This is a genomic window from Hyphococcus lacteus (assembly GCF_041058985.1).
Lineage (GTDB): Bacteria > Pseudomonadota > Alphaproteobacteria > Caulobacterales > Parvularculaceae > Hyphococcus > Hyphococcus lacteus.
In genome coordinates this window covers 941195-964181 of record NZ_JBEHZE010000001.1, presented here as the reverse complement: position 1 = coordinate 964181, position 22987 = coordinate 941195, and the positions used below count along the sequence as shown (strand labels likewise).

The 22987-nt window shown below is 53.3% G+C and carries 23 protein-coding genes; 6 read left to right on the top strand and 17 right to left on the bottom strand.

What is annotated here, in order from left to right; genetic code table 11:
* Positions 1 to 108: 108 nt before the first annotated feature.
* The 4 genes from gshB to rsmI form a co-directional block, all read right to left on the bottom strand.
* A complete protein-coding gene (gene gshB / locus ABFZ84_RS04675; RefSeq protein ID WP_369312769.1) occupies positions 109 to 1053 on the bottom strand; it encodes a glutathione synthase in 945 nt (314 codons plus the stop codon).
* 43 nt (positions 1054 to 1096) lie between these two features.
* Positions 1097 to 1639 carry a BON domain-containing protein gene (locus tag ABFZ84_RS04670; RefSeq protein WP_369312768.1) on the bottom strand — a complete coding sequence of 181 codons (543 nt, stop codon included), beginning with the start codon at positions 1637 to 1639 and terminating at the stop codon, positions 1097 to 1099.
* A gap of 102 nt (positions 1640 to 1741) precedes the next feature.
* A complete protein-coding gene (locus ABFZ84_RS04665; RefSeq protein WP_369312767.1) occupies positions 1742 to 2119 on the bottom strand; it encodes a YraN family protein in 378 nt (125 codons plus the stop codon).
* On the bottom strand, positions 2112 to 2969 hold the full coding sequence (gene rsmI, locus ABFZ84_RS04660; RefSeq protein WP_369312766.1) for a 16S rRNA (cytidine(1402)-2'-O)-methyltransferase: 858 nt from the start codon (positions 2967 to 2969) through the stop codon (positions 2112 to 2114). The genes ABFZ84_RS04665 and rsmI overlap by 8 nt, the downstream gene beginning before the upstream one ends.
* A gap of 147 nt (positions 2970 to 3116) precedes the next feature.
* Here rsmI and ABFZ84_RS04655 point away from each other — a divergent pair, with 147 nt between their 5' ends.
* On the top strand, positions 3117 to 4457 hold the full coding sequence (locus tag ABFZ84_RS04655) for a penicillin-binding protein activator (protein WP_369312765.1): 1341 nt from the start codon (positions 3117 to 3119) through the stop codon (positions 4455 to 4457).
* A gap of 72 nt (positions 4458 to 4529) precedes the next feature.
* On the opposite strand, the gene dut is transcribed toward ABFZ84_RS04655, so the two are convergent.
* The 8 genes from dut to ABFZ84_RS04615 all read right to left on the bottom strand — a co-directional run bounded on the left by dut (position 4530) and on the right by ABFZ84_RS04615 (position 13504).
* A complete protein-coding gene (gene dut, locus ABFZ84_RS04650; protein ID WP_369312764.1) occupies positions 4530 to 5012 on the bottom strand; it encodes a dUTP diphosphatase in 483 nt (160 codons plus the stop codon).
* A gap of 120 nt (positions 5013 to 5132) precedes the next feature.
* Positions 5133 to 5528, bottom strand: a complete 396-nt coding sequence (locus ABFZ84_RS04645) for a F0F1 ATP synthase subunit epsilon (RefSeq protein WP_369312763.1) — start codon at positions 5526 to 5528, stop codon at positions 5133 to 5135.
* A gap of 6 nt (positions 5529 to 5534) precedes the next feature.
* Positions 5535 to 6953 (bottom strand): F0F1 ATP synthase subunit beta, encoded by a 1419-nt coding sequence (atpD, locus tag ABFZ84_RS04640; protein WP_369312762.1) that lies wholly within the window; start codon positions 6951 to 6953, stop codon positions 5535 to 5537.
* Between the two features lie 344 nt (positions 6954 to 7297).
* A complete protein-coding gene (locus tag ABFZ84_RS04635; protein WP_369312761.1) occupies positions 7298 to 8179 on the bottom strand; it encodes a F0F1 ATP synthase subunit gamma in 882 nt (293 codons plus the stop codon).
* A gap of 15 nt (positions 8180 to 8194) precedes the next feature.
* On the bottom strand, positions 8195 to 9724 hold the full coding sequence (gene atpA, locus ABFZ84_RS04630; protein ID WP_369312760.1) for a F0F1 ATP synthase subunit alpha: 1530 nt from the start codon (positions 9722 to 9724) through the stop codon (positions 8195 to 8197).
* A gap of 5 nt (positions 9725 to 9729) precedes the next feature.
* Positions 9730 to 10287 (bottom strand): F0F1 ATP synthase subunit delta, encoded by a 558-nt coding sequence (locus ABFZ84_RS04625; RefSeq protein WP_369312759.1) that lies wholly within the window; start codon positions 10285 to 10287, stop codon positions 9730 to 9732.
* Positions 10288 to 10535: 248 nt separating this feature from the next.
* Positions 10536 to 11093 (bottom strand): acyloxyacyl hydrolase, encoded by a 558-nt coding sequence (locus ABFZ84_RS04620; protein WP_369312758.1) that lies wholly within the window; start codon positions 11091 to 11093, stop codon positions 10536 to 10538.
* An 80-nt stretch (positions 11094 to 11173) separates the two neighbouring features.
* Positions 11174 to 13504: a primosomal protein N' gene (locus ABFZ84_RS04615; protein ID WP_369312757.1), complete on the bottom strand. Its 2331-nt coding sequence runs from the start codon at positions 13502 to 13504 to the stop codon at positions 11174 to 11176.
* On the opposite strand from ABFZ84_RS04615, the gene ABFZ84_RS04610 reads away from it, so the two are divergent.
* The 3 genes from ABFZ84_RS04610 to dapD are packed head-to-tail and all read left to right on the top strand — an operon-like array spanning position 13504 to position 16105.
* Positions 13504 to 14526: a DUF1036 domain-containing protein gene (locus tag ABFZ84_RS04610; protein ID WP_369312756.1), complete on the top strand. Its 1023-nt coding sequence runs from the start codon at positions 13504 to 13506 to the stop codon at positions 14524 to 14526. The two genes, ABFZ84_RS04615 and ABFZ84_RS04610, sit on opposite strands and share 1 nt — an antisense overlap.
* Positions 14527 to 14537: 11 nt before the next feature.
* Positions 14538 to 15263: a pyrimidine 5'-nucleotidase gene (locus ABFZ84_RS04605; RefSeq protein ID WP_369312755.1), complete on the top strand. Its 726-nt coding sequence runs from the start codon at positions 14538 to 14540 to the stop codon at positions 15261 to 15263.
* 17 nt (positions 15264 to 15280) lie between these two features.
* Complete coding sequence (gene dapD, locus ABFZ84_RS04600; protein WP_369312754.1) at positions 15281 to 16105, top strand: 2,3,4,5-tetrahydropyridine-2,6-dicarboxylate N-succinyltransferase; 825 nt, start codon at positions 15281 to 15283, stop codon at positions 16103 to 16105.
* Here the strand turns inward: dapD and ABFZ84_RS04595 are convergent.
* Both ABFZ84_RS04595 and ABFZ84_RS04590 read right to left on the bottom strand, forming a co-directional pair.
* Positions 16091 to 17119 carry a polysaccharide deacetylase family protein gene (locus ABFZ84_RS04595; protein WP_369312753.1) on the bottom strand — a complete coding sequence of 343 codons (1029 nt, stop codon included), beginning with the start codon at positions 17117 to 17119 and terminating at the stop codon, positions 16091 to 16093. The two genes, dapD and ABFZ84_RS04595, sit on opposite strands and share 15 nt — an antisense overlap.
* Before the next feature lie 41 nt (positions 17120 to 17160).
* Positions 17161 to 17631, bottom strand: a complete 471-nt coding sequence (locus tag ABFZ84_RS04590; RefSeq protein WP_369312752.1) for a cupin domain-containing protein — start codon at positions 17629 to 17631, stop codon at positions 17161 to 17163.
* Positions 17632 to 17675: 44 nt separating this feature from the next.
* On the opposite strand from ABFZ84_RS04590, the gene dapE reads away from it, so the two are divergent.
* Positions 17676 to 18830, top strand: a complete 1155-nt coding sequence (gene dapE, locus ABFZ84_RS04585) for a succinyl-diaminopimelate desuccinylase (protein WP_369312751.1) — start codon at positions 17676 to 17678, stop codon at positions 18828 to 18830.
* Here dapE and truA read toward each other — a convergent pair.
* Genes truA through def form a run of 3 tightly spaced genes read right to left on the bottom strand, consistent with a single transcriptional unit; the run spans position 18806 to position 21054 of the window.
* The gene (gene truA, locus ABFZ84_RS04580; RefSeq protein ID WP_369312750.1) at positions 18806 to 19561 is read right to left on the bottom strand and encodes a tRNA pseudouridine(38-40) synthase TruA; all 756 of its coding nucleotides are present in this window, start codon (positions 19559 to 19561) and stop codon (positions 18806 to 18808) included. The two genes, dapE and truA, sit on opposite strands and share 25 nt — an antisense overlap.
* A 20-nt stretch (positions 19562 to 19581) precedes the next feature.
* Positions 19582 to 20502: a methionyl-tRNA formyltransferase gene (gene fmt, locus ABFZ84_RS04575; RefSeq protein WP_369312749.1), complete on the bottom strand. Its 921-nt coding sequence runs from the start codon at positions 20500 to 20502 to the stop codon at positions 19582 to 19584.
* A 33-nt stretch (positions 20503 to 20535) separates the two neighbouring features.
* Positions 20536 to 21054: a peptide deformylase gene (gene def, locus ABFZ84_RS04570; protein WP_369312748.1), complete on the bottom strand. Its 519-nt coding sequence runs from the start codon at positions 21052 to 21054 to the stop codon at positions 20536 to 20538.
* A gap of 168 nt (positions 21055 to 21222) precedes the next feature.
* On the opposite strand from def, the gene rmuC reads away from it, so the two are divergent.
* Complete coding sequence (gene rmuC, locus ABFZ84_RS04565; protein WP_369312747.1) at positions 21223 to 22983, top strand: DNA recombination protein RmuC; 1761 nt, start codon at positions 21223 to 21225, stop codon at positions 22981 to 22983.
* Positions 22984 to 22987 lie beyond the last annotated feature (4 nt).

Below are 22987 nucleotides of genomic sequence, written 5' to 3'. Positions count from 1 at the left end.
TTACAACACACCCATCCAATATTTTAGCCCTAGTACATCGCCAGACAGGCATGGAAAAGAGCACTAACTGACGCGGCGATCAACTCATGAAATCCCCTTTTGGGAATTTCAGCCCTCGCGCTGGCCTTCAACCCAATCCCACAACAAAGCCGAGATATCCGCGCCACCAAATTTACGCACTTCTTGCACACCCGTCGGCGAGGTCACGTTAATTTCTGTCAAAAACTCGCCAATGACGTCGATACCTACAAACACCAGCCCGCGTTCGGCCAATATCGGCCCAATCCGGTCACAAATTTCTTGATCTCGCTCAGACATTTCAACGGCTTCAGCGCGGCCACCCACATGCATGTTTGAACGAGTTTCACCTGAAGCAGGCACTCGGTTGATCGCCCCCACAGCTTCACCATCCAGCAAGATGATACGCTTGTCGCCCTTGACCACAGCCGGCACAAATTTCTGGGCAATGATTGGCTCACGATAGTTTTCAAGAAACATTTCAAGCAGCGAATTGAAATTCCCGTCATCTGGTTTCATCCGAAACACACCCGCACCGCCATTGCCGTAAAGCGGCTTGATAATCACATCGCCATGTTCTTTGCGGAAATCCCGGATCGCAGTTTCATCGCTTGTAATTAAGGTCGGCGGTGTCAGGTCTTGGAATTCAGTAACAAACAGTTTTTCAGGGGCATCGCGAATTGAACGCGGATCATTCAGCACAAGGACGTCTGGAACGAGACGTTCAAGAATTTGGGCGGCTGTTATGTAAGCCATATCAAATGGCGGGTCTTGACGAATGAGCACCACGTCAAATTCATGAAGATTGATCAACGCAGGTGGCGCTAGTTTGACGTGCTCGCCCTGTTTGCGCTCAAGATGCTCAACCGCTTGGGCACGGGCCGAAACGACGCCGCTGTTTAGTTGCAACGTCTGGGGTTGATAAACCCAGATCGAGTGACCACGGCCAAATGCCTCCAGCGCCATATCAAAAGAGGTGTCAGCGTCTACGTTGACTGCCTCAATCGGGTCCATCTGAATGGCAATTTTTAACATCGTACGAGCCTTGGGTTATTGAAAAAGGTAATATCGCGCGGTCTTACTGCACCACGCTGCGCAGCGATACATGGCTCACGACTTTTTCAACACCTGCGACGGTTCGCGCCAACTGTAACGCCTGATCAAGGTCTTGCTGGCTACGCGATGCGCCCAAAAGATACACTACCGCGCCGGAAACCGCGATTTTGTAGTCGCTACTGGTGACATTGCCGTCACCGATGAGCCGCGCACGCAAGACCTGATCAATCCGCGCATCTTCAAAGCCCTGCCCAAATGACGTTTTCTCGGCGATCTGGACTTCGTCAATGACCTCTTTGATACCGTCAGCTTTCCACGCATTTTCGATTAGCTTACTGCGGCCTTCTTCAGACAGCATGGTCCCCGTCAACAAAAGTCGGCCTTCGTAAAGAGTCGTATCGATATCGCCATAGTCATGGGTCCGGTCAGAGAACAAAACGCTCTTTAGCGATGCATTGCCGGAAAGGTCGGAAAAGCTCTGATCGAGCGAACGGCTCGATGCGCAGGCGGTCATTGCCAATGCAGCAAGAACAACCAAAATTCGAGGGGCGAGGGATTTCATCATGGGAAGGCTCCTTATCAGGCGACCAGAACATTCAGGGCGCATCCGAAACGATCTATACTGCTTGAGCTGGTTCGGGCTTTAAGAAAACCGCACGACCAGCACTTAGAATTCATCACGCCACGCATCTTTCAAATGGCATAACCGCCAGCGCGCGATAGCGATGATATCATATCGGATTGAACATGCCGCAAGCCCTTGATGCCGGGAAAGATAAAGCCCGGCAGCGCGCGCAATCCGCCTGCGGTTTTGCGGCGTCACGGCCTCAATCGCCGTGCCAATGTCACGCCGGGATTTCACCTCGACAAACACCAAAAGCCCGCCCCGGCGGGCAATGATATCAATCTCCCCGCTCGGCGTGCGCACGCGCTGGGCGAGGATAGAAAAGCCTTTGAACCGTAGAACCATAGCGGCCCAAAACTCCGCGTAACGGCCGCTTCGCTCGGCCCGTTTGCGGGCAGTTGTGACGTTGGATTTAGGCATTTTTCAGGTCAAGCGCCCGGCCATAGGCCTCTTTGCGGGGAATACCCAAGATTTCAGCCGCTGCGCTCGCAGCCTCTTTCACGCTCATACTCTTAAGGGCATCGACCAAAAACGCATCAATATCGCTGGCCTCTGGTGCTGATTGTTCGGGCGGGAAGACCACGATAACAATCTCACCTTTCGGTGCTTTTTCCTCATAAACACTCGAAAGCGCACCAAGGGTATCTTCGCGAAATTCCTCATGCATTTTTGTCAGCTCTCGCGCGACAACGGCGCGACGCGGCCCCAACACTTCTGCCATTGCCCCAAGCGACGCCGATAGGCGCGGGGCGCTCTCGTAAAAAATAAGTGTCGCATCAATATTAGCTAGGCGCTCTAATAGGCGCTGTCGTGCACCCTGCTTTGGCGGCAAAAAACCCGCGAAATGAAACTGATCACTCGGCACACCGGCAGCGCAAAGGGCGGCGATGGCCGCCGATGCGCCGGGAACCGGAAAAACGCGTATGCCTGCGTCACGCGCCGCCCGCACTAACTTAAAGCCCGGATCTGAAATCAGTGGCGTTCCGGCGTCGGACACCAAACAAATTACCGCGCCTTCGACCAGATCGGCAATGATACCGGGGCGCGCCCGCTCGGCATTATGGTCATGATAGGGGGCACGCCGGGTATCGATACCATAGGCAGCACAGAGCTTGGCAGTCTGGCGCGTATCTTCACACAGGATCAGATCCGCCGCTTTGAGAATTTGCACTGCGCGATAGGTGATATCAGCGAGATTACCAATGGGCGTCGCTGTCACATAAAGGCCGGGTTCTGGTGATATGTCCTTGTTGATCATAGCACTAGGCATGAACGGTGCGGCGTGTGGCGTCAATCCGAAGCTGTTTTGAGCACGATACCGGACATTTACGAAGCCCCCGTGGCCCGCTAATGTCGCCGATCATGGCATCCAAAATTGGGTGCAAGGCCGAATGGCACCGATGAGGGAAATTAGCGAATGCGAATGACGACGGTTGTAAAAACAAGTTTAGCTATATTTCTGTTTGGTATGGTCGCCGCCTGTTCATCGGACGCGCCGTCGCGTCCTGGTCCGGTGATATCACAACCTTCGACCCCAATACCGGAAGATCGCCCGGAAATTCAGGACGACTATCGCCAAGAAGCCGAGCGTTATAACCGCCGGGCTTTTGTTCAGCCACCCCATATGGGCGACGAAGAGCCAGTACGTGTCGGATTGTTATTACCATTTTCAGCCGATAGCGACGCTGCCCGCCGTGTCGCCTCTGCGATGTTTGACGCGGCCCAGCTCGCTGTTTTTGACGCCGGCACCGAAAATTTCCTCCTTATGCCAAAGGACACCCGCGGGAATGCCGAAGGCGCAGCCGCAGCCGCCCGTTCAGCCCTCACCGACGGTGCCGAAATTATTCTGGGCCCGTTGTTTTCTGAATCCGTTGAGGCCGCCGCAGTTGTAACGCGCGCTGCCGGAACGCCAATGATTGCATTTTCATCCGACCTGACCGCAGCTGGTAATGGCATCTATCTCCTGAGCTTCCCACCAGAGCTAGAGATTGCACGCGTCACCGAGTTTGCAATGTCGCAAGAAATGACTCGTTTTGGTGTTCTGGCACCGCGCACAAATTATGGTGACCGTGTATCGGGCGCGTTCGCACAAGAGGTCTTTACCCGTGGCGGCGTTATTGTTCACGAAGAACGCTATGAACAGGACCCAGACGCGATGCTAGCGCCAGCAAAACGGCTTGCTCAGTACTCAAAGGAAATTATTCCGGTTGAGATGCGCCATGAATTCCAACCTAACAGCGACGCGCCTGCGTCAACTGAGGCCGGCTACACCCAAGGCTATCAAGCGGTTTTAATGCCCGAACAAGGAACCCTGCTGCGCGCGTTGGCACCGCTGCTACCCTACTACAACGTCGATATTAACCGGGTGAAAATCCTTGGTGTTTCTGGTTGGAACAATCCGCGCTTAACCCGCGAGCCAGCGCTTCGGGGGGGCTGGTTTGCGGGCCCAGACCCAGAGATCACGCGCAACTTCGAAGACCATTTTGCCGGTGCCTTTGGTGCGGCCCCGCCTCGCCTAGCCTCACTCGCCTATGACGCAACGCTGTTGTCAGCACGTCTCGCCGCCACGCAGCGTCGTCGTGGTTCTCCGTTCACAGACGAAGCGATCACCGATCCGAATGGCTATTTCGGCGCAGATGGTCTGTTTAGACTAAATCCTGACGGCACGGTCGAACGCGGGCTAGCAATTTTAGAAATTCAACCGGGTGGCATCAAAGTGATAGACCCGGCACAACGGAGTTTCGCGCCGGGCTTTTAGCAAATAAAATGCAAAATGAGAAATCAAAAAGCGGCCCTTGTCAGGCCGCTTTTTTAATAAAATATAGTTTTCCTAAACGCCGGTTGAACCAAAACCGCCAGCACCACGCACGGTTTCATCAAGCTCATCCACTTCTTCAAAGCTGGCTTGAAAAACGGGCGCAAACACCATCTGGCCAATACGGTCACCACGCTCAATGACAAAATCGTCCTTGCCGTGATTGATCAAAATTACCTTCAACTCACCGCGATAATCCGCATCAATCGTACCCGGCGCATTCACACATGAAATGCCGAACTTTGCCGCAAGACCTGAACGTGGGCGCATTTGCGCCTCCCACCCCGGAGACATCGCGATTGCAATTCCAGTGGGAACCATAAACCGCTCACCCGGTTTAAGCGTCAACGACGCGTCTAACGCCGCGCGAACATCACACCCCGCCGCAAGTTCGGTTTCATAGCGCGGCAGATCAAGGCCTTTGCCATGGGGTAACCGTTTGATTTGAACAACCAAATTGCTTTGCGCATTTTCTGTTTTTAGGGCTGTGGCAGACATAAGAGGCGCTCCAGTGATCAATTTGAAATGCGTCTAGTATCACCCGTTCGGCCCGCAAATTGGGGATTTCTTTTCCCAAATTGCGCAAAAAAAACGCGGCCCCGAGGCCGCGTTTTGATCTTAAAGAGCCGCCTCTAATTCCCTGAGGCTTGCGAGCGACTGGTTCGCCGCTAATCGCTTTGCATCGGTGTCTGCATCAGCGAGATCTTCTTCGGTGTCTTTGATCCGTTGAGCAATTTCCGCTGCATCAAGATCTTCTGATGCAATCGCTTCTTCGGCTAAAACCGTCAAACCAGCAGGAGAGATTTCAGCGAAACCACCACGAACAAAAACCCGCTTCTCATTCGAGCCTTCGAGAATACGAACCATGCCCGGTGCCAATGTGGTCATCAGCGGGGAATGATTCGGCAGAACACCGATCCACCCTTCTGTACTCGGAATATCGACCTGATCGACATCAGCCGATATCAGTTCTTTTTCCGGAGACACGAGGTTGAAATGGAGTTTTCCAGCCATTGCTTTTTATGCCGCTTCTGCCGCTAGACGTTCGGCTTTTTCGAGTGCTTCGTTCATGTCACCAACCATATAGAACGCTGCTTCTGGCAAGTGATCGTACTCACCGGACACAAGGCCTTTAAAGCCTTTGATTGTTTCCGCAAGCGGAACAAGTTTACCCGGCGAGCCTGTGAAGATTTCAGCCACGAAGAACGGCTGTGACAAGAAGCGCTCAACCTTACGAGCACGCGCAACAACAAGTTTATCTTCTTCAGAAAGCTCATCCATGCCGAGAATAGCGATGATGTCCTGAAGCGATTTATAACGCTGAAGGATACCCTGAACGTCACGCGCGACTTCGTAATGCTCATCGCCAATGACGCGTGGGTCGAGAATGCGCGACGTAGAGTCGAGCGGGTCAACCGCTGGATAGATACCTTTTTCAGAAATCGCGCGGTTCAAAACCGTCGTCGCATCAAGGTGCGAAAACGACGTCGCTGGCGCGGGGTCGGTCAAATCGTCCGCAGGAACGTAAATCGCCTGAACCGATGTAATCGACCCTTTGGTTGTTGTCGTAATCCGCTCTTGCATCGAACCCATGTCCGTCGCGAGCGTTGGCTGATAGCCAACCGCAGAAGGAATACGGCCGAGAAGCGCAGAGACCTCTGAACCGGCTTGGGTGAAGCGGAAAATGTTATCAACGAAGAAAAGAACGTCCTGGCCTTCGTCACGGAAATGTTCAGCAACAGTCAAACCAGACAAGGCAACCCGCGCACGCGCGCCGGGAGGCTCGTTCATCTGGCCATATACGAGCGCTGCTTTAGAGCCGTCGCCGCCGCCCTCTTTGTTAACGCCAGATTCGATCATCTCGTGATAAAGGTCATTCCCTTCACGAGTACGCTCGCCAACACCGGCAAACACAGAATAACCACCGTGCGCTTTCGCAATGTTGTTAATCAGCTCCATGATCAAAACGGTTTTGCCAACACCGGCACCACCGAAAAGACCAATTTTACCACCCTTAACATAAGGGCAGAGAAGATCGACGACCTTGATCCCTGTTTCGAGGATCTCCGATTCCGTAGACTGTTCGATGAATGGCGGCGCTTCTTGGTGAATACCGCGTTTAGCCGTGTGCGGGATCGGACCCAATTCATCAATCGGCTCGCCGATAACGTTCATGATGCGGCCCAAAGTGCCATCACCAACAGGAACAGAAATCGCGTCACCTGTATTAACGACTTTAGCACCACGAACCAGACCTTCGGTCGAGTCCATCGCGATTGTCCGCACTGTGTTTTCACCTAGATGCTGAGCAACCTCAAGAACGAGACGTTGCCCGTTATTTTCAGTTTCCAGCGCATTCAGAATGCCCGGCAAGTCGCCATCGAACTCTACGTCCACGACCGCGCCGATCACCTGGGAAATTCGGCCTTCGTTGCTCATATTTTCGTCCTTCGCCTTTAAACGATCTTCACTCTGGTAACGGGTAGTGATTGTTTTGCCTTCAAAACAATACCCGTCGTTAATCTCATTTGGCTCCGATCTCGGGGCGGGAAGCGCGGTATAAAACCGCTTACCCTCCAAAAGACCCGTCACCACCCGGACAAATCGAACTAGTCACGAATTGACTTTCAACCGCCCCAAAACGCCGAAATTTCGGCCAAAATTGCTGCGTCGCAGCAATGCTAGAGCTATAATTTTGTCAAACGCAAACTTCGCGCGATATTATCCTAAATCCTCCTCAACGCTGGCCGCATCTGCAAACCAACCGCTAGCATATGCCGAACCTACAAAGCCTCAGCACCAGCAATAATTTCAATGAGCTCCGTCGTGATCTGCGCCTGACGGGCCCGGTTATATTTCAAATTCAACTTGTCGATCATCTCGCCAGCGTTCCGCGTTGCGTTGTCCATCGCGGACATGGAGGCGGCTTGCTCTGAGGCAACATTTTCAAGAAGCGCGCTGAATATCTGAACGCCAACGTAGCGCGGTAACAGCGCACGAAGAATTTCAGCTTCCTCTGGCTCATATTCGTAGACCGCACCCTTAAGGTCCGGCGGGGTTATGCCCTCTGGGGCCTGAGCAGGAATGATCTGCTGCGCGGTCGGTACCTGGGTTACAACGTTTTTGAACTTGCCAAAGAAAAGTGTCGCGACATCAAATTCACCGGCCTCGAACATTGCCAAAACCTTGTCCGAAATCTCATGTGCTTGCGCAAAGCCGACCTGTTTAATGTCGAGGAAATTCGTCTTCCAGACAATCAACTCACCATAAAGACGTTTAAGCTGATCATCACCCTTACGTCCGACCGTGATGATTTTTACTTTCTTGCCTTCGCCTTGAAGCTTGGCAATGCGCTCGCGCGCGAGGCGCACGATTGATGAGTTAAAACCACCACAAAGACCTTTGTCGGCTGTGGCGACAATCAAAAGATGCGTCTCGTCTTTGCCGGTACCGCGTAGCAAGGCTGGCGCGTTTGGGTTTTCCTTTGCACTAGAAGACAAGTTCGCGAGAACCGACTCCATGCGCTCAGTGTAGGGACGAGATTCCTTGGCGCGCTCTTCGGCACGACGCAACTTTGCTGCGGCGACCATTTGCTTCGCTTTGGTAATCTTCTGCGTCGATTTAACCGACGAGATCCTGTTCTTAAGATCTTTTAACGAGGGCATGGAGGCACCGCGTCCTTATGCAAAGTTCTTTGAAAACGTATCGAGCACGTCTTTGAGTTTCGTTTGGGTCTCATCATCAAGCTTACCGCTTTCACGGATTGTCTTGAGAATGTCGGCGTGATCGCCATGAAGCTTGCGAAGGAATTCACGCTCAAAATGACCAACCTGACTGGTTTTGATCTTATCGAGATAGCCTTGCGTACCCGCAAAAATCACTGCGACCTGCTCTTCGACCTGTAGCGGCGAGAACTGGCCTTGCTTCATCAACTCGGTCAATCGATCGCCACGAGCAAGAATTCGCTGCGTCGTTGCGTCGAGATCAGAACCAAACTGCGCAAACGCAGCAAGCTCACGATACTGAGCAAGCTCACCTTTAATCTTACCGGCGACCTGTTTCATGGCTTTGATCTGCGCTGCTGAGCCAACCCGCGAAACCGAAAGACCCACATTCACCGCAGGACGAATGCCCTGATAGAACAAATCAGTTTCAAGGAAGATCTGACCGTCGGTGATCGAAATAACGTTTGTCGGAATATAGGCCGACACGTCATTTGCCTGAGTTTCAATAATTGGCAACGCGGTCATCGAACCTGAACCGTGATCTTCGTTCAATTTCGCAGCACGTTCGAGAAGGCGCGAGTGAAGATAGAACACATCACCAGGGTAAGCTTCGCGGCCAGGTGGACGACGAAGCAGCAATGACATCTGACGATACGCAACAGCCTGTTTCGACAAATCATCATAAATGATCAGCGAGTGCATACCGTTGTCACGGAAATACTCAGCCATCGCACAACCGGCAAATGGCGCAAGGAACTGAAGCGGCGCAGGCTCAGACGCCGTCGCGGCGATAACGACAGAATATTCCATCGCGCCGTTGTCTTCGAGAGTCTTAACGATCTGCGCAACGGTCGAACGTTTTTGGCCAATCGCAACGTACACGCAGTAAAGCTTTTTCGACTCGTCGCCAGAAGCGTTGATGTCTTTTTGGTTGAGGATCGCATCAACACAGATCGCAGTTTTACCTGTCTGACGGTCACCAATCACCAATTCGCGCTGGCCACGACCGATTGGGATCATCGCATCTACAGCTTTGATGCCGGTCTGCATTGGCTCATGCACAGATTTACGCGGCAAAATGCCTGGCGCTTTGACGTCAACGAGGCGGCGCTCAGTTGATTCGATCGGGCCTTTGCCATCGATTGGATTACCAAGCGGGTCAACAACGCGACCCAAAAGGCCCTTGCCCACCGGCACGTCCACAATTGACTTTGTCCGCTTAACCACATCGCCTTCACCGATTTCGCGGTCTTCACCGAAGATCACGACACCGACATTGTCAGCTTCGAGGTTAAGGGCCATGCCTTTAACGCCATTGGCAAACTCAACCATCTCACCGGCCTGGACATTGTCGAGACCATAGACACGGGCGATACCGTCACCAACGGATAGCACTTGGCCGATTTCAGAGACCTCGGCGTCTTTGCCGAAATCTTTGATTTGCTGTTTCAGGATGGAGGAAATTTCCGCCGCATTGAGTTCCATATGCCTCAAGCCTCTTTCATAACGGTCTTCAAACGATTCAGTTTGGTTCGGAGTGATGCGTCTACCATTTGTGAGCCAACCTTGACGACAAGACCGCCCAGCAACTCTGGATCGACGCGGGTTTCTAGATTGACGGCCTTACCGACCATCCGTTCAATTTCAAGGCGTAGTGCCTTGATTTGTTCGTCATTCATGGGCGCAGCCGTGACAGCGTCTGCACTGACTTCGCCGCGCGCACTGGCTGAGAGCGCTGCAAAAGCGCGGATCATATCAGTCAAAGCGGGCAAGCGACCATTTTTGGCAATTAGTTTGAGGAAATTCGCCGTTAACGCCGAATAGCCGGCTTTTTCAGTAAGCGCCGTCACTGCATCTAGCTGTTCTGCCACGCCATAAACCGGACTGCGCAAGAATGCATCAAGATCAGCAGAGGCGTTGATATCTGCCTGCAAACTGTTGAGTTCTTTTTCCACGGCCTCAACCGCGCCCGCCTCAGTGGCGAGATCGAACAAGGCGTTCGCATAACGACCGGCAACACCGGAAATTGGGGCAAGGTTGGCTGACACGTGCGCTGCTAGCTCCTGCTGAATTCAGCGCCACTTTTCGGCAGCGCCTAAGCTCATGAAATTACATACTAAAAGAAGGCAGCGCGAAAACATGCGCACGCCTTCATTGCGAGAACGGGCGAGGCGATAGCATGGCCCTCGCCGTGACGCAACAATTGCTGACTGAGGCAGATTGGCGAGGGTTGAAATTGGGGAAAATTTTTTGTGCCCAGACCGGGCAACGTTGCAGTTAATCCTGCAAATAAGCCCTAAAGGCGGAAGCCGAGACGCAGACCCAGCTGGTCCATGCCCTCATTCTCATTGCAAAGCCCTGCATTAGAAATGTGGTTCCAGTGCACAGACGCGCTGATATTATCAGTCAAGCGGTAGCCAACATCACCCGCAAGCCGGAAGAGCGCGCGGCAACCATAAAAAACCGTATGATCAACACGTGCAGCATCGGCCACCGGGTCGTAGCGATCAGTCTCACCATTATGAACGGCAACGCCAACACCAGCAGAGACGAACCATCGCGACACATCAACTTGCCATTCAAGGCCCGAATAAATTTGGCTTGTGGCGTCTGAATCCGTGGCCAACGTCGCACCGATCAAGGGGCGCGGCGAACCAACCACTGACAAGAAACGGGGCGAATCAAACAGCGCCTCAGCGTTAATGGCCGCACCCTGCTCTTTAGACGAGCCAAAACCGCAACAGCTTTGGGCATAAACACCAGCACGGACCTCATCCACAGGCACAATCGCGTGGCTCGCGCCAGCGAATGTCAAAACGGTGAAAAATGCCGCAATCGCGGATATGACTTTCATGCCTGATAGGCCCCCTCAAATCTTGAGGTAATTTAGAGGGTTAATGGGTTAACCGACGGTTACGAACAACGAAAAATCGGTCACATAAACGAATAGGGGTTGATATCGAGGGTAATTCGGACGCCGCTTTGGGGTTTTGTCCGTTTCAACCAATCGATCAAATAGGCCTGAAGATTCACGTTTCGACGGGTTTTCACCAAAAGGCGCATTCGCGCGATCCCGCGCAATCGGTAAATCGGCGCTCGGGCTGGCCCCAGAATCTCGACGCCATCGGCCAAAGGCGCTGCGGCGCGCATGGCATTCGCCGCACGGTCTAGCGCGGCCTCATCCGGGGAGCGCAGCATTACCGCCGCCAGACGCCCATAGGGCGGGAAACCGAGTTCCTGCCGGCCCATTGCCTCTGCCGCCAGAAAGGCATCGCGATCGCCCGACGCAAGCGCCTTTAAAACGGACGCATCGGCCTGATAGGTCTGTATCATTGCACGACCGGGTTTTTCCGCCCGGCCCGCACGACCGGTGACCTGAGACAACAGTTGATAGGTTCGCTCGGCCGCGCGCAAATCACCGCCGGCCAGCCCGAGATCAGCATCGACCACACCAACCAAGGTCAAATTCGGAAAATGGTGACCTTTTGCCGCGACTTGCGTTGCGATGAGAATATCTATCTCGCCTGCCTTCATCGCATCCAGAACCGCCCGCATAGTTTGTGGGCCAGGCGCAGTATCGGACGACAAAACCTCGATCCGCGCATTGGGCCAGCGCTCCTTTGCTTCTTCGGCGACGCGTTCAACCCCCGGCCCACAGGCGGTAAGCGAATCGACAGCCTTACATACGGGGCATACAGATGGCTTAGGCATTGAAAACCCAGTGTGATGACACACAAGCCTATTTTCAAAACGGTGCTCAACCAACATCGTATCAGAGCCCGGTGCCGTCATTTTATGGCCACACCGGCGGCAAAGTGTTAGCGGCGCATAACCGCGCCGATTAAGAAACAATAAAGTTTGTTCGTTTACGGATAGGTTTTTATCGACCTCTTCCACAAGCTTCGGCGACAGCCATTTTCCCGCATCCGGCGTGTCGTCGCGCATATCAATCAAGGATATGTCCGGCATCTGCGCATCATTAAACCGACCGCTTAGGCCCACCGCTTCGTAACGGCCCTCATCGACATTTACGACCGTTTCTAACGACGGCGTGGCTGATGCGAGCAACACCGGAAATCCAGCGCGTGCGCCACGCGCCACCGCAAGGTCACGCGCATGATAGATCACGCCCTCTTCTTGTTTATACGCACCGTCATGTTCTTCATCGACGACGATCAGCTTTAGTTTGGGGAATGGCAGAAACAATGCCGACCGCGCGCCAACCACCAATCTTGCTTGGCCTTCGGCCACTCGGCGCCACGTCCGGCGGCGCTGTGCGCCCGTAAGTTCAGAGTGCCACGGCGCAGGGGCCGCGCCAAAACGCTCTTCGACCCGCTCAAGAAATGGCAGGGTCAACGCAATTTCCGGCAGTAGAATCAATGCCTGTGCGTCTGGGTCTTTTGACAACGCAGCGGCGACCGCTGCGAAATAAACTTCCGTTTTTCCCGACCCGGTAACGCCATCGATCAAGATGCCTTTATGTTCGTCTCGCTCGATAATTGTTGCGACAAAATCGGCGGCATATTGCTGATCGCCGGAAAGCATCGGCCCGGCGCGCAATAAATCTGGCGCTATGAATGGCGGGTCGGGATCGACATCGACTTTTAAAAGCCCACCTGCGCCAACCAAGCCGCGCACCACCGCCTCACTGACTCCGGCGGCGCTCGCTAACTGTCCGGCAGATTGTGGCGCCGTCGATGCCGCCGCCAGAACGGCTTCGCGTTGCGGCGTCATCCGAGCAGGCTTTTCACCGGTTGCGGCAAAGGCCGTTTGCATCCGAGGGCCCTCAAACGCGTCCTTGACGCGCATCACCATGCGCAACATCGCACCCTTTGGATACATCGTATATTCAGCGGCCCAATCAATGAAATCCACAAGGTCAGCCGCAAGGGGTTGCGCGTCATAAACCTGATTGATGGATTTCAATTTTTGGACTTTGGATTTCTTTTTTGCGCGCTCACCGTCGTCAGAAGGCCAGACCACGCCGACCACCTCTCGCGGGCCGAAAGGCGCAGCCACAAAACTACCGATTGGCGGCTTGTCAGCGCTATCACAAAGATAATCATAGGCTTTTGGCAACGGTAACGGAAAAAGTACGCTCACGCGGTGACCCGTGTCATCCGCAGTTTTTGTCGCCAGCGCGTCGGGCGTATCGTCACTATAAAGGAGCTGTTGCATCTTATTCATCGACGTACGCTTGATCCCAAGGTCAGTTTCGGCTGAATTACGATCACGACCAACCGGTAACCCGTGGGCAAAGCGCAATGCGTATCATTTTTCTCTCACTCTTGGTTTTTGTTGTAAGCGCGGGCGGAGCATCCGCCAAATACAGTTTTTGCAATAAATCGAGCTATGCGCTCTCCGCCAGCATTGGCTATGTGGATGGCGACCGGCTAGCCACAAGGGGGTGGTGGCGCCTGCGCCCCGGTCAATGCAAGGTCGTACTCACAGAACAAGCCAAACCGGGCCGGTATTTCGTTTATGCCGAAGCCATTCCCGGTCACAAGGGGCCACTCAGAACATGGTCCGGCGATACAGCGCTTTGCGTCGAGAACACCGGATTTTTTAATCTTCGCAATCAAGACGTCTGCCGTGACGACCCACTCCGGCAACGCAAATTTTTCAATGTCGAGGTGACCGAGGCGGCGGGCGGTGCCTGGCAAACCGACTTTACAGAGGCCAGTACCTATACGGTTTATTCCGCCGAAGTTGCGGGTGTGCAAAGGCTGCTCACTGATATTGGTGATGATGCCGGCAATATCGACGGCGCAATGGGCCGCGAAACGCAACGCGCGTTAGCAAACTTCCGGCGTAAAAAGGGTCTTAGTGACGGATATACCATTGATGATGATATCATCGACGCCCTGATCGAAGAGGCCAATGCCCGCGAAGCGAAGCTTGGATTTTTCTACTGCAATAAAACCAACAATCCGGTTTGGAGCGCCATTGCAGAACCGCTGGACGATGCGGATTATCGCGCCAAGGGGTGGTGGAAATTAGAGCCCGGCGATTGTTCAAAAATTCTCAAAGGCGCGCTCGATAAAGATCATTATTATGTTTATGGCCTGATTGAAGACCCGACAGCCGAACGAACGTTAACCGGCGGCAACAAATCATTCTGCGTCAACACCATCATGTTCACATCAGAAACTGATCTTAGCTGTGGAGATCAGGAACTGGACGAAGCAAAGTTCCGCCGTTTTGAAATCGGCGGTGTTGAATCCGCGACTTTTGATTTCTTACCTGAAATGTTTGCAGAGCCAGCCCCAGCGGCTCCAAACCCGTAGATTGAGTAACTGTGCCCCACCAGACAATCGACACCCGCCGAACCCTTTCGCATATCGAGAATTGGGTATTTGACCTCGACAACACGCTCTATGCCGCTGAGTGCCAACTCTTTGCGCAAATTGATGAGCGCATGACGTCTTTCATCCAAGAAAGACTAACAATGGATTTCACCGAAGCGCGGCGTTTGCAGAAAGACTATTACGTGGCTTTCGGCACCACGATGAGCGGCCTAATGAAAGAACATGCAGTCTGTCCCGATGAGTTCATGGAATTTGTTCACGACATTGATCTTTCATCCATCGGGAACAGCCCGGCGCTGGCCGAGGCATTAAGCACGCTGCCCGGCCGAAGGTTCATCTACACCAATGGTTCGGTCAAGCACGCGGAAAACGTCGCCGGTGCTTTGGGTATTCTCGACCTGTTTGACGAAATTTTTGACATCAAAGCAGCGGGCTATACCCCTAAACCGCAACGCGCACCCTATGAACAATTTCTAGCGCAGCACAATATCGACCCGCATCGCGCGGCCATGTTCGAAGACTTGATACAAAACCTCGAAGCGCCCCATGCCCTTGGCATGACAACCGTTTTGGTCCATTCAGATGCCGCATGGCTGGATGACGAGCCGCACGCAAAAAGACCGGCGAAACCGGGCGAAAGTGCACCGCATATCCACTATGTCACCGACGACCTAACCAGTTTTTTAAAAGCGAGCCAGTACGGTTTCGCACCTTAGATAATTAAAGAGAAACAATGACCAATCACGCCGCACTCGAATCCATCATTAATTCCGCTTGGGAAAATCGGGCTGAAGTTTCGACCTCGACCAATGGCGAAATTCGCGATTCAGTGACTGCAGCATTGGCGTTACTCGATTGTGGCGCGGCCCGCGTGGCCGAACCCGACGGACAAAACTGGACAGTCAATCAATGGCTCAAAAAAGCCGTCCTGCTTTCTTTCCGCCTCAACGATAACCGATTGATCGAGGGCCAGAATGGTCCGTGGTGGGATAAAGTCGAAACCAAATTCACCGGCTGGACCGAAAAAGAGTTCCGCGAAGCGGGCTTTCGCGCCGTTCCGCCCGCGACTGTTCGGCGTGGTGCATATATCGCGCCCGGTGCGGTTCTAATGCCGTCTTATGTAAATATCGGCGCCTATGTGGGCGAGGGCACCATGATCGACACTTGGGCCTCAGTTGGTTCTTGCGCACAGGTCGGCAAGAACTGCCACATCTCCGCCGGAACTGGCATTGGCGGTGTATTAGAGCCATTGCAAGCGAACCCAACAATCATCGAAGATAATTGTTTTATTGGCGCGCGCTCGGAAGTTGTCGAAGGCGTCATCGTCCGCGAAGGGTCCGTTTTGGCCATGGGCGTATTCATTACAGCTTCGACAAAGATCGTGAACCGCACGACCGGAGAAATCACGTTCGGTGAAGTACCGCCATTTTCTGTTGTGGTTCCGGGAACGCTGCCCTCAGACAAGGGCGGGCCAAATCTTTATTGCGCCGTCATCGTCAAGCAGGTTGATGAAGGAACGCGAGCAAAAACATCCGTAAACGATCTATTGCGCGACTGATTGTAATTCAGATGGGGCAGGGGCGTTATGGACTTGCCCCATTGTCATCCGGACATAATCTTCTGGCCCGACAAATTGCAACGCTCGCTCTTTTGCCATTGCGCACAACACATCAATAAAATGATGAACGCGATCCGGCACACCAAAGTTCCGGATCACCAGACATGCGCATGGGTTATCAAGCTCGGCAAACAAAGAACTTAGTGCTGTATGAATCTCACCCGGTTGGTATTGTGTTTGCGGCCGTAAAACCATGCGCGCTTGGTTGCGTTGAAAACCAGATGTAATGGCGCTTCCCGCCGACATTATCCAATAGCCGGGATTAAAGATATCCTGCCGTTTCGCCGAAGATAGCGGGATCATCCAGAGATTATAGGCATCGGCTTTTTCAGCCGCTTTCCTGAATTCCGCCCGCGCAGGTCGATACGGTGTAACCGGCATCGTTAACAGTGACTTCCGTACACCCTTGCTGTTTGTGCCCGGATAAAGCCGACCAAACCCTTGCGCGCGCAAACCACATTCGAGCGAAAGATCGTAACGGATGCCTAGTTCATCAAATTTCGCGACACAGTTTTGGCGTGCCCACATATCGCCCATACGGGCTGATCGGGGTTTGTAACCAAAAAATTCTGTAAAGCACTCGGCTGATTTTTCTATTTCGTCTTCTGTCCGCGCCTCATCTGCATAATTCGCACGCCAGACGCCCCCATCCGGTTTTTCCATAACGTGGATATGCAGGCCGATTTCGTCACCCGCCTCTGCGGCTTGGGCCAACTCGCGCTTATATCGATCTGCGATCGCGGCACGGTCGCCATAGAGTTTTTCAATATGGCTATCCATACGGACATACCAGCCATAATGGACAGGCGCGCCGGTACACGTCGCAATTTCGGCACGGCGCGCAAACATATCTCGAAATGCAGCCCCGATGCTGTCAAACGGCGCATTACCAATTTCTGGAAGCGGTGTATCGGGCTCAAGGTCAATCCCGAAATGTATTGGAATAGGATTCATGTTTGTATCTTAGCCCGAGAGCTATTGAGATTTCATCAACACTACCCGCCATAAGGCACATCATTTTTACGATACGCCCTCCATGCACCTCCATTTTTGACCATTTTCATATCGACCGACGGATCGGTATAGGTAGAAACATCATCCAAAGAGCGCGTCCCGACTTCGAGAAACACCGCATCGCGATGACTTCGGTTCACCATCATATGCCCATTGGCAACGCCCGCTTTGAAGCTTGCAAAGTCGCCCGCGCGCAAAATTGTTTCGCCGTCATCTTCGACCAATACAGCTTCGCCCTCGATCAGATAAATAAGCTCGTCCTCTTTAGCGTGCCAATGTTTGTGGGCTGATGCTGCGCCAGGGGCCAACCGCGTATAATTGACGCCAAACTGATCAAGGCCACCTAGATCACCAACCGCGATTTTTGATCGTCCCCGACAATGGTCAGCATAAGGCTCAGGATAGGCACAGGCAGTGCGAACCGGCGCATTCGCAAAATCAATCTTGGGCATTTCGCCTCCTTGTTTCAGACCCCCGGCTAGTTTACCTCAGGGCCATGACCGAAATCGACCCGTTATCCCTCGCCCGCGATCTTATTCGCTGCCCTTCCGTCACCCCGGCCGATGCTGGGGCGCTTGATGTCCTCGAACGCGCGCTCTCGGCGCTTGGCTTTACCTGTACGCGCTTGCCATTCGAAGATGTCGATAATCTTTTTGCGTCAATTGGAACCGGCGAACCGCATCTATGCTTTGCGGGTCATACCGATGTGGTACCGCCCGGCGACGAAGGCGATTGGTCGGCCCCGCCCTTCGACGCGATTGTCCATGACGGTATGTTGTGGGGGCGCGGCGCATCGGACATGAAAGGTGCCATTGCGGCCTTTGCCGCAGCCGCATCACGCGCAATCAAGACCGGCGCCGTAAAAGGCACGCTATCGTTTTTGATAACAGGCGATGAAGAAGGCCCGGCGCTTCATGGCACCAAAAAAGCACTGAACTGGCTACGCGAACAGAACATCAGCCTCAGCCATTGCATCGTCGGTGAACCGTCGAACCCTGACGCGATGGGCGACATGGTTAAGGTTGGACGCCGCGGATCAATCAACTGCTGGCTGACGGTTACAGGGAAACAGGGTCACGTTGCCTATCCTCATCGGGCACAAAACCCTGTGCCCGCGCTAATGCGAAAGCTGCTCTTCCTGAGCGAAACACCACTGGATGCCGGCTATGAGCGTTTCCAGCCCTCAAGTCTTCAGGTTACGGATATTCATATCGGCAACCCCGCCCACAATGTCATTCCCGCGAAAGCAACAGCGCGGTTTAACATTCGGTTTAACCCCACTTGGACCGGTGCATCTATTCAAGAATGGCTAAAGGATAAGCTTGACCACTTAGCAAATGAAACTGGACTTGCTTACGAACTTGACTGCGTTGTTTCTGGCGAAGCTTTTTTAACGACGGACACAAATTTTTTGAATCTGATTGCAGACTGCGTCGAAGACAAAACCGGCCGACGACCGGAGCTTTCGACATCGGGCGGAACCTCGGATGCGCGCTTTATTAAAGACTACGCACCAGTTGCGGAATTTGGATTAGTCGGCGCAACCATGCACCAGACAGACGAACATGTCGCCGTAAGCGATATCACGACGCTTACCGAAATTTACGAAGCCCTCATCACGAAATATTATGAGCGATTTCCGGCCGCATAATCAGCCCGAATAAAGTATAATCCCTCGGGCGGGGCAACCGGACCACAACGCGCTCGGTCGGCCGCATTTAATGCGTCGCTAAGGTCCCGTTTTGTCCATTTCCCTTTACCGACCTCAGCGAGTGTACCAGCGAATGAACGCACTTGATTATGTAGAAACGACCGAGCAGCACAGCGGATAAAGACGTCTTCGCCCGCGCGCATAACAGATATTTCTTCCAACGACTTTACAGCCGATTCTGACTGGCATTTGACCGACCGAAATGTCGTAAAGTCATGCCGCCCCACAAGCACCTGTGCCGCATCATCCATTGCGTCGGCATCGAGTGAGGGCCACACCCGCCACGTTCGGTTGACATCGAGCGCAAGCGGCATCCGCCGATTGGTAATACGGTATTCATAAGCACGGCGAACACACGAAAACCGCGCGTGAAACTCTTCCGATACTCTCTCTGCGGATAATATTGCGATAGGCCGGGGCTTGAGATGAAAATTGATGGCATCTCTGACCTTAGCCCCCTGATAATCACCATCAATATCTACATGAGCAACCATGGCGCGCGCATGGACGCCAGAATCTGTACGCCCGGCAGACGGTACATTCGTAACCGTGCCGCAAAACTTCTCTACAGCTTCTTCGATGGATTGTTGCACTGACGGGCCATTCTCTTGGCGTTGCCAGCCAACAAATCCGGTTCCGTCATATTCAATTTCTAATTTATATCGTGGCATGGCGAACCCGTTGATCTGCGCTATGAAAGACGAGCGCCCTTCTCAAGGTTAAAGCCGCGCAAAAACTCCTCTGCGGTTTGCGCGCGCTTTCCAGATTTCTGTAATGTTTTCAACGCAACAGCGCCATCACCACATGCGACCGTCACAACGTCACCGGAATCAAGAACATCGCCCGGCGTGCCCGCCCCATCCGTAAGCCCCGAAAGCAAAACCTTTACGCGCGCACCATCAACCTCAAACCACGCACCGGGGAAAGGGGCCAAGCCGCGAATATGCTGATCAACCTCTTTCGCAGACCGCTGCCAGTCAATCCGCGCTTCTTGTGATGAAATTTTCTCTGCATAGGTCACGCCGTCTTCCGCCTGTGACACTGCCCCCAATGCACCGCGTGCCAGCGCGGCCAGCGCACGCGGGCCTAACTGCGCAGCTACCGCTGCCAGCTTGTTGTACAACGTCCCTGCCGTGTCCTCTGCCCCGATCAAAACCGTTTCTGACAAAAGCACCGGTCCGGTATCAAGGCCGGCTTCCATTTGCATCACCTGCACGCCGGTCGTCTGATCACCAGCCATGATCGCGCGTTGAATTGGCGCAGCGCCGCGCCATCGCGGCAAAAGCGACGCATGAAGATTAAGGCATCCATGGGTTGGCGCATCGAGAATGGCCTGCGGCAAAATAAGACCGTAGGCCACGACAATTGCCACATCGAGATCAAGCGCCAAGAACGCCTGATGTTCTTCCGTTGACTTTAGTGATTTTGGCGTTCGCACCTCTATCCCAAGGCCGCGCGCGAATTCTTCGACTGGCGAAGGCCGCCGTTTTTGGCCGCGCCCACACGGTTGAGGTGGCCGCGTATAAACCGCAGCTACATCATGGCCCGCAGCAACAAGTTCAGCCAGAACGGGTACGGAGAATTCCGGCGTTCCCATAAATGCGAGACGCATGGCGGCTCTCCGTTTCTTTTGGGAAGTTGACGCTTACGAAGCTTTTGCGAAGCGTTGTTCTTTTTTGAGTTTCTTTAAAATACGGTCGCGCTTAAGGCGCGAAAGGTGATCAATGAACAACACCCCTTCAAGATGGTCCATTTCGTGCTGAATGCAAGTTGCGAGCAACCCTTCGGCATCGAGAACTTGTTCTTTACCGTCATAATCCAAATATTTCACACGGCACCGCGAAGGGCGCTCTACCGCATCAAAAAATTCGGGCACAGACAAACACCCCTCCTCATGGAGGTTGGTATCATCCGACGGGTCCAGAATTTCCGGATTAACAAAATAACACGGCGCTGGTTTTTCGTCCTCGCCAGCGAGGTCCATAACGATCACGCGCTTTGGTACGCCGATCTGAATAGCGGCAAGGCCAATCCCCGGGGCGTCATACATTGTGTCGAGCATGTCATCCATGAGCGCACGTAATTCGTCATCCACCTTGTCTACGGGTTTTGAAACCTCGCGAAGGCGCGGATCGGGAGCGGTTAAAATCGGTCTGATACTCATAGGTCTTCACCTATGTCCGGGATATGCTGTCGTCAAGATGCGTTTGATCGCGATGTTGCGATAACGCACAACCGCGCGGCGAAACATGGTTAACGCTAAACCCTCGCTTTTTATAGGCTTTTCGCGTAAAGTGGGTATATTAGTAGAGTTCCGAGTGGGGGTTTGACGATGCAAATGCGGGCACCTTCGGTCCAATCTGAGACCGACGGCCTTGAAGGTGTGGTTGAAGTGAACGACGATGCACCATCGAGCATAGCACTTTTATTCGACGGGCCCGCCCCCGCCTTATGGGCTGGCTTCGGCGCATTCATACTTGTTTTTGTGATCGGCTTGATGCTGATTATTCGCGGTCGCGTCGCTGGCGCAAAGCCCCGCGCTCGTAGCGATGCACAATCACGCACGTTTTTCGAACCTGCCGGTGAGGATGCAGACATCACATTCGACGGCGACCCCAAACCGGAACCAGCAGAACAATGGAACGATGATCGCGATAGCGAGACAGAAATTGTTATTGAACATAATGAGCCAGAACCGGTCGTCACAAAGTCCAAAAAATCTGCGTTCTCTGGACTTTTCGCAAAAAAACCTTCGCCACAAGACCAGGACACAACAGACAACAACGCCGATTATATGGGTGATATGGTCGATGAAGGATTCTTCCCTGAAGAACATGAACCATCAGAGCCCGAAATTCAAAAAGAAGAGAATTTTGAGCCCACTCCAGAACCTGAAAGTCATCCTGTCATGAATGCCATGGCGCTGGCCGAGAGTGAAAACCGCATCGCACAAATCGAAGAAACCGCGAAAGCCGCCTTAAAACGTGCGGAAGACGCCGAAACCCTCGCCCGTGATTTACGCCGCGCCAATCAGGATGCGGAACAAGTGATGACATTAGGCTTACGCAAAACCGAAGCAGAAATGTCTGATCGGGCTGATGCGTTGATCGCCATGGAAAAACGGTTGGCTGCGCTATCTGACGAGTTTCAAGACCGCATCAACATTGCGCAAACAGCAGCCCAAGAAGAAGCGGCACAGGCAGAAGCCCAATCATCGGCGGCGGTCTCCGAAGACCACTTCGAAGAATTTGCCAATTTAATGGGTGAACAATTTGATGCGCTTCGCAACGCGGTAAACACCGCCATCGATCGACTTTCAAAACGTATTGAGCAAATGCCTTCCACGGGAAGCGCCGCACAAATGCCCGCATTTTCCGGTGCCGTGACATCGGCAAGGATTCAGTTGTCCGACCTGCTTCGCGATGCATTACCGCCACAACGATATGTCCTAAGCCACCAACTTAATTCAGGCCGCACCGCAGATGCATGTATCACCATGCCCAGTGTTGTCGCACCAATCGCGATTGACGCGCGTTTTCCTGTCGAAGCGTTTGATGCATGGCAAGAGGCGCGCGGGCGAACCAATCAGGGCGAGAAAGAGACAGAACTTCGCCGGATCGTTCTTCGCCATATTGCAGATGCCGCTGAGAAACTCATCGAAAAAGGCGAAACCGCCGATTGTGCAATGATGTTTATTCCATCTGAGCACATTCTATCGGAGCTACACGCGCATTTTTCTGATCTCGTGCAAGAGGGTAATCGCGCCCGTATCTGGATGGTTGCACCCACATCACTCATGGCTACGTTGCACACAATAAGCGCCGTCATGGGAAATACCGCTCGCGCGCCGGTTACAGCGGCTCACGACGACAAAAAAATCACAGAGGCATTGACCGCAATAAACAACAGAATTGCGGCACTAGAGACCCAGCAATCGGAAACACCGGCACCCGCTGCGGCACCTACGCCAAAGACAACAAAGCGTCCCGTTGAATACACCCATATCTATGACAACAGGCTTGGTGTCGATCCAAAACCCACCGAACCATCCAAGCAAGAGCCTGAATCCAAACCACCATTCCCCCTAAGGTAGTGAG

Coding starts and splice junctions, on each gene's coding strand:
- rmuC (WP_369312747.1), top strand. CDS start 21,223: ATGCAAATGCGGGCACCTTCGGTCCAATCTGAGACCGACGGCCTTGAA.
- ABFZ84_RS04590 (WP_369312752.1), bottom strand. CDS start 17,631: ATGCCCAAGATTGATTTTGCGAATGCGCCGGTTCGCACTGCCTGTGCC.
- fmt (WP_369312749.1), bottom strand. CDS start 20,502: ATGCGTCTCGCATTTATGGGAACGCCGGAATTCTCCGTACCCGTTCTG.
- rsmI (WP_369312766.1), bottom strand. CDS start 2,969: ATGCCTAGTGCTATGATCAACAAGGACATATCACCAGAACCCGGCCTT.
- ABFZ84_RS04635 (WP_369312761.1), bottom strand. CDS start 8,179: ATGCCCTCGTTAAAAGATCTTAAGAACAGGATCTCGTCGGTTAAATCG.
- dut (WP_369312764.1), bottom strand. CDS start 5,012: ATGTCTGCCACAGCCCTAAAAACAGAAAATGCGCAAAGCAATTTGGTT.
- ABFZ84_RS04665 (WP_369312767.1), bottom strand. CDS start 2,119: ATGCCTAAATCCAACGTCACAACTGCCCGCAAACGGGCCGAGCGAAGC.
- ABFZ84_RS04655 (WP_369312765.1), top strand. CDS start 3,117: ATGCGAATGACGACGGTTGTAAAAACAAGTTTAGCTATATTTCTGTTT.
- ABFZ84_RS04595 (WP_369312753.1), bottom strand. CDS start 17,119: ATGAATCCTATTCCAATACATTTCGGGATTGACCTTGAGCCCGATACA.
- truA (WP_369312750.1), bottom strand. CDS start 19,561: ATGCCACGATATAAATTAGAAATTGAATATGACGGAACCGGATTTGTT.
- gshB (WP_369312769.1), bottom strand. CDS start 1,053: ATGTTAAAAATTGCCATTCAGATGGACCCGATTGAGGCAGTCAACGTA.
- ABFZ84_RS04645 (WP_369312763.1), bottom strand. CDS start 5,528: ATGGCTGGAAAACTCCATTTCAACCTCGTGTCTCCGGAAAAAGAACTG.
- ABFZ84_RS04670 (WP_369312768.1), bottom strand. CDS start 1,639: ATGATGAAATCCCTCGCCCCTCGAATTTTGGTTGTTCTTGCTGCATTG.
- dapE (WP_369312751.1), top strand. CDS start 17,676: ATGACCGAAATCGACCCGTTATCCCTCGCCCGCGATCTTATTCGCTGC.
- atpD (WP_369312762.1), bottom strand. CDS start 6,953: ATGAGCAACGAAGGCCGAATTTCCCAGGTGATCGGCGCGGTCGTGGAC.
- atpA (WP_369312760.1), bottom strand. CDS start 9,724: ATGGAACTCAATGCGGCGGAAATTTCCTCCATCCTGAAACAGCAAATC.
- def (WP_369312748.1), bottom strand. CDS start 21,054: ATGAGTATCAGACCGATTTTAACCGCTCCCGATCCGCGCCTTCGCGAG.
- dapD (WP_369312754.1), top strand. CDS start 15,281: ATGACCAATCACGCCGCACTCGAATCCATCATTAATTCCGCTTGGGAA.
- ABFZ84_RS04610 (WP_369312756.1), top strand. CDS start 13,504: ATGCGTATCATTTTTCTCTCACTCTTGGTTTTTGTTGTAAGCGCGGGC.
- ABFZ84_RS04620 (WP_369312758.1), bottom strand. CDS start 11,093: ATGAAAGTCATATCCGCGATTGCGGCATTTTTCACCGTTTTGACATTC.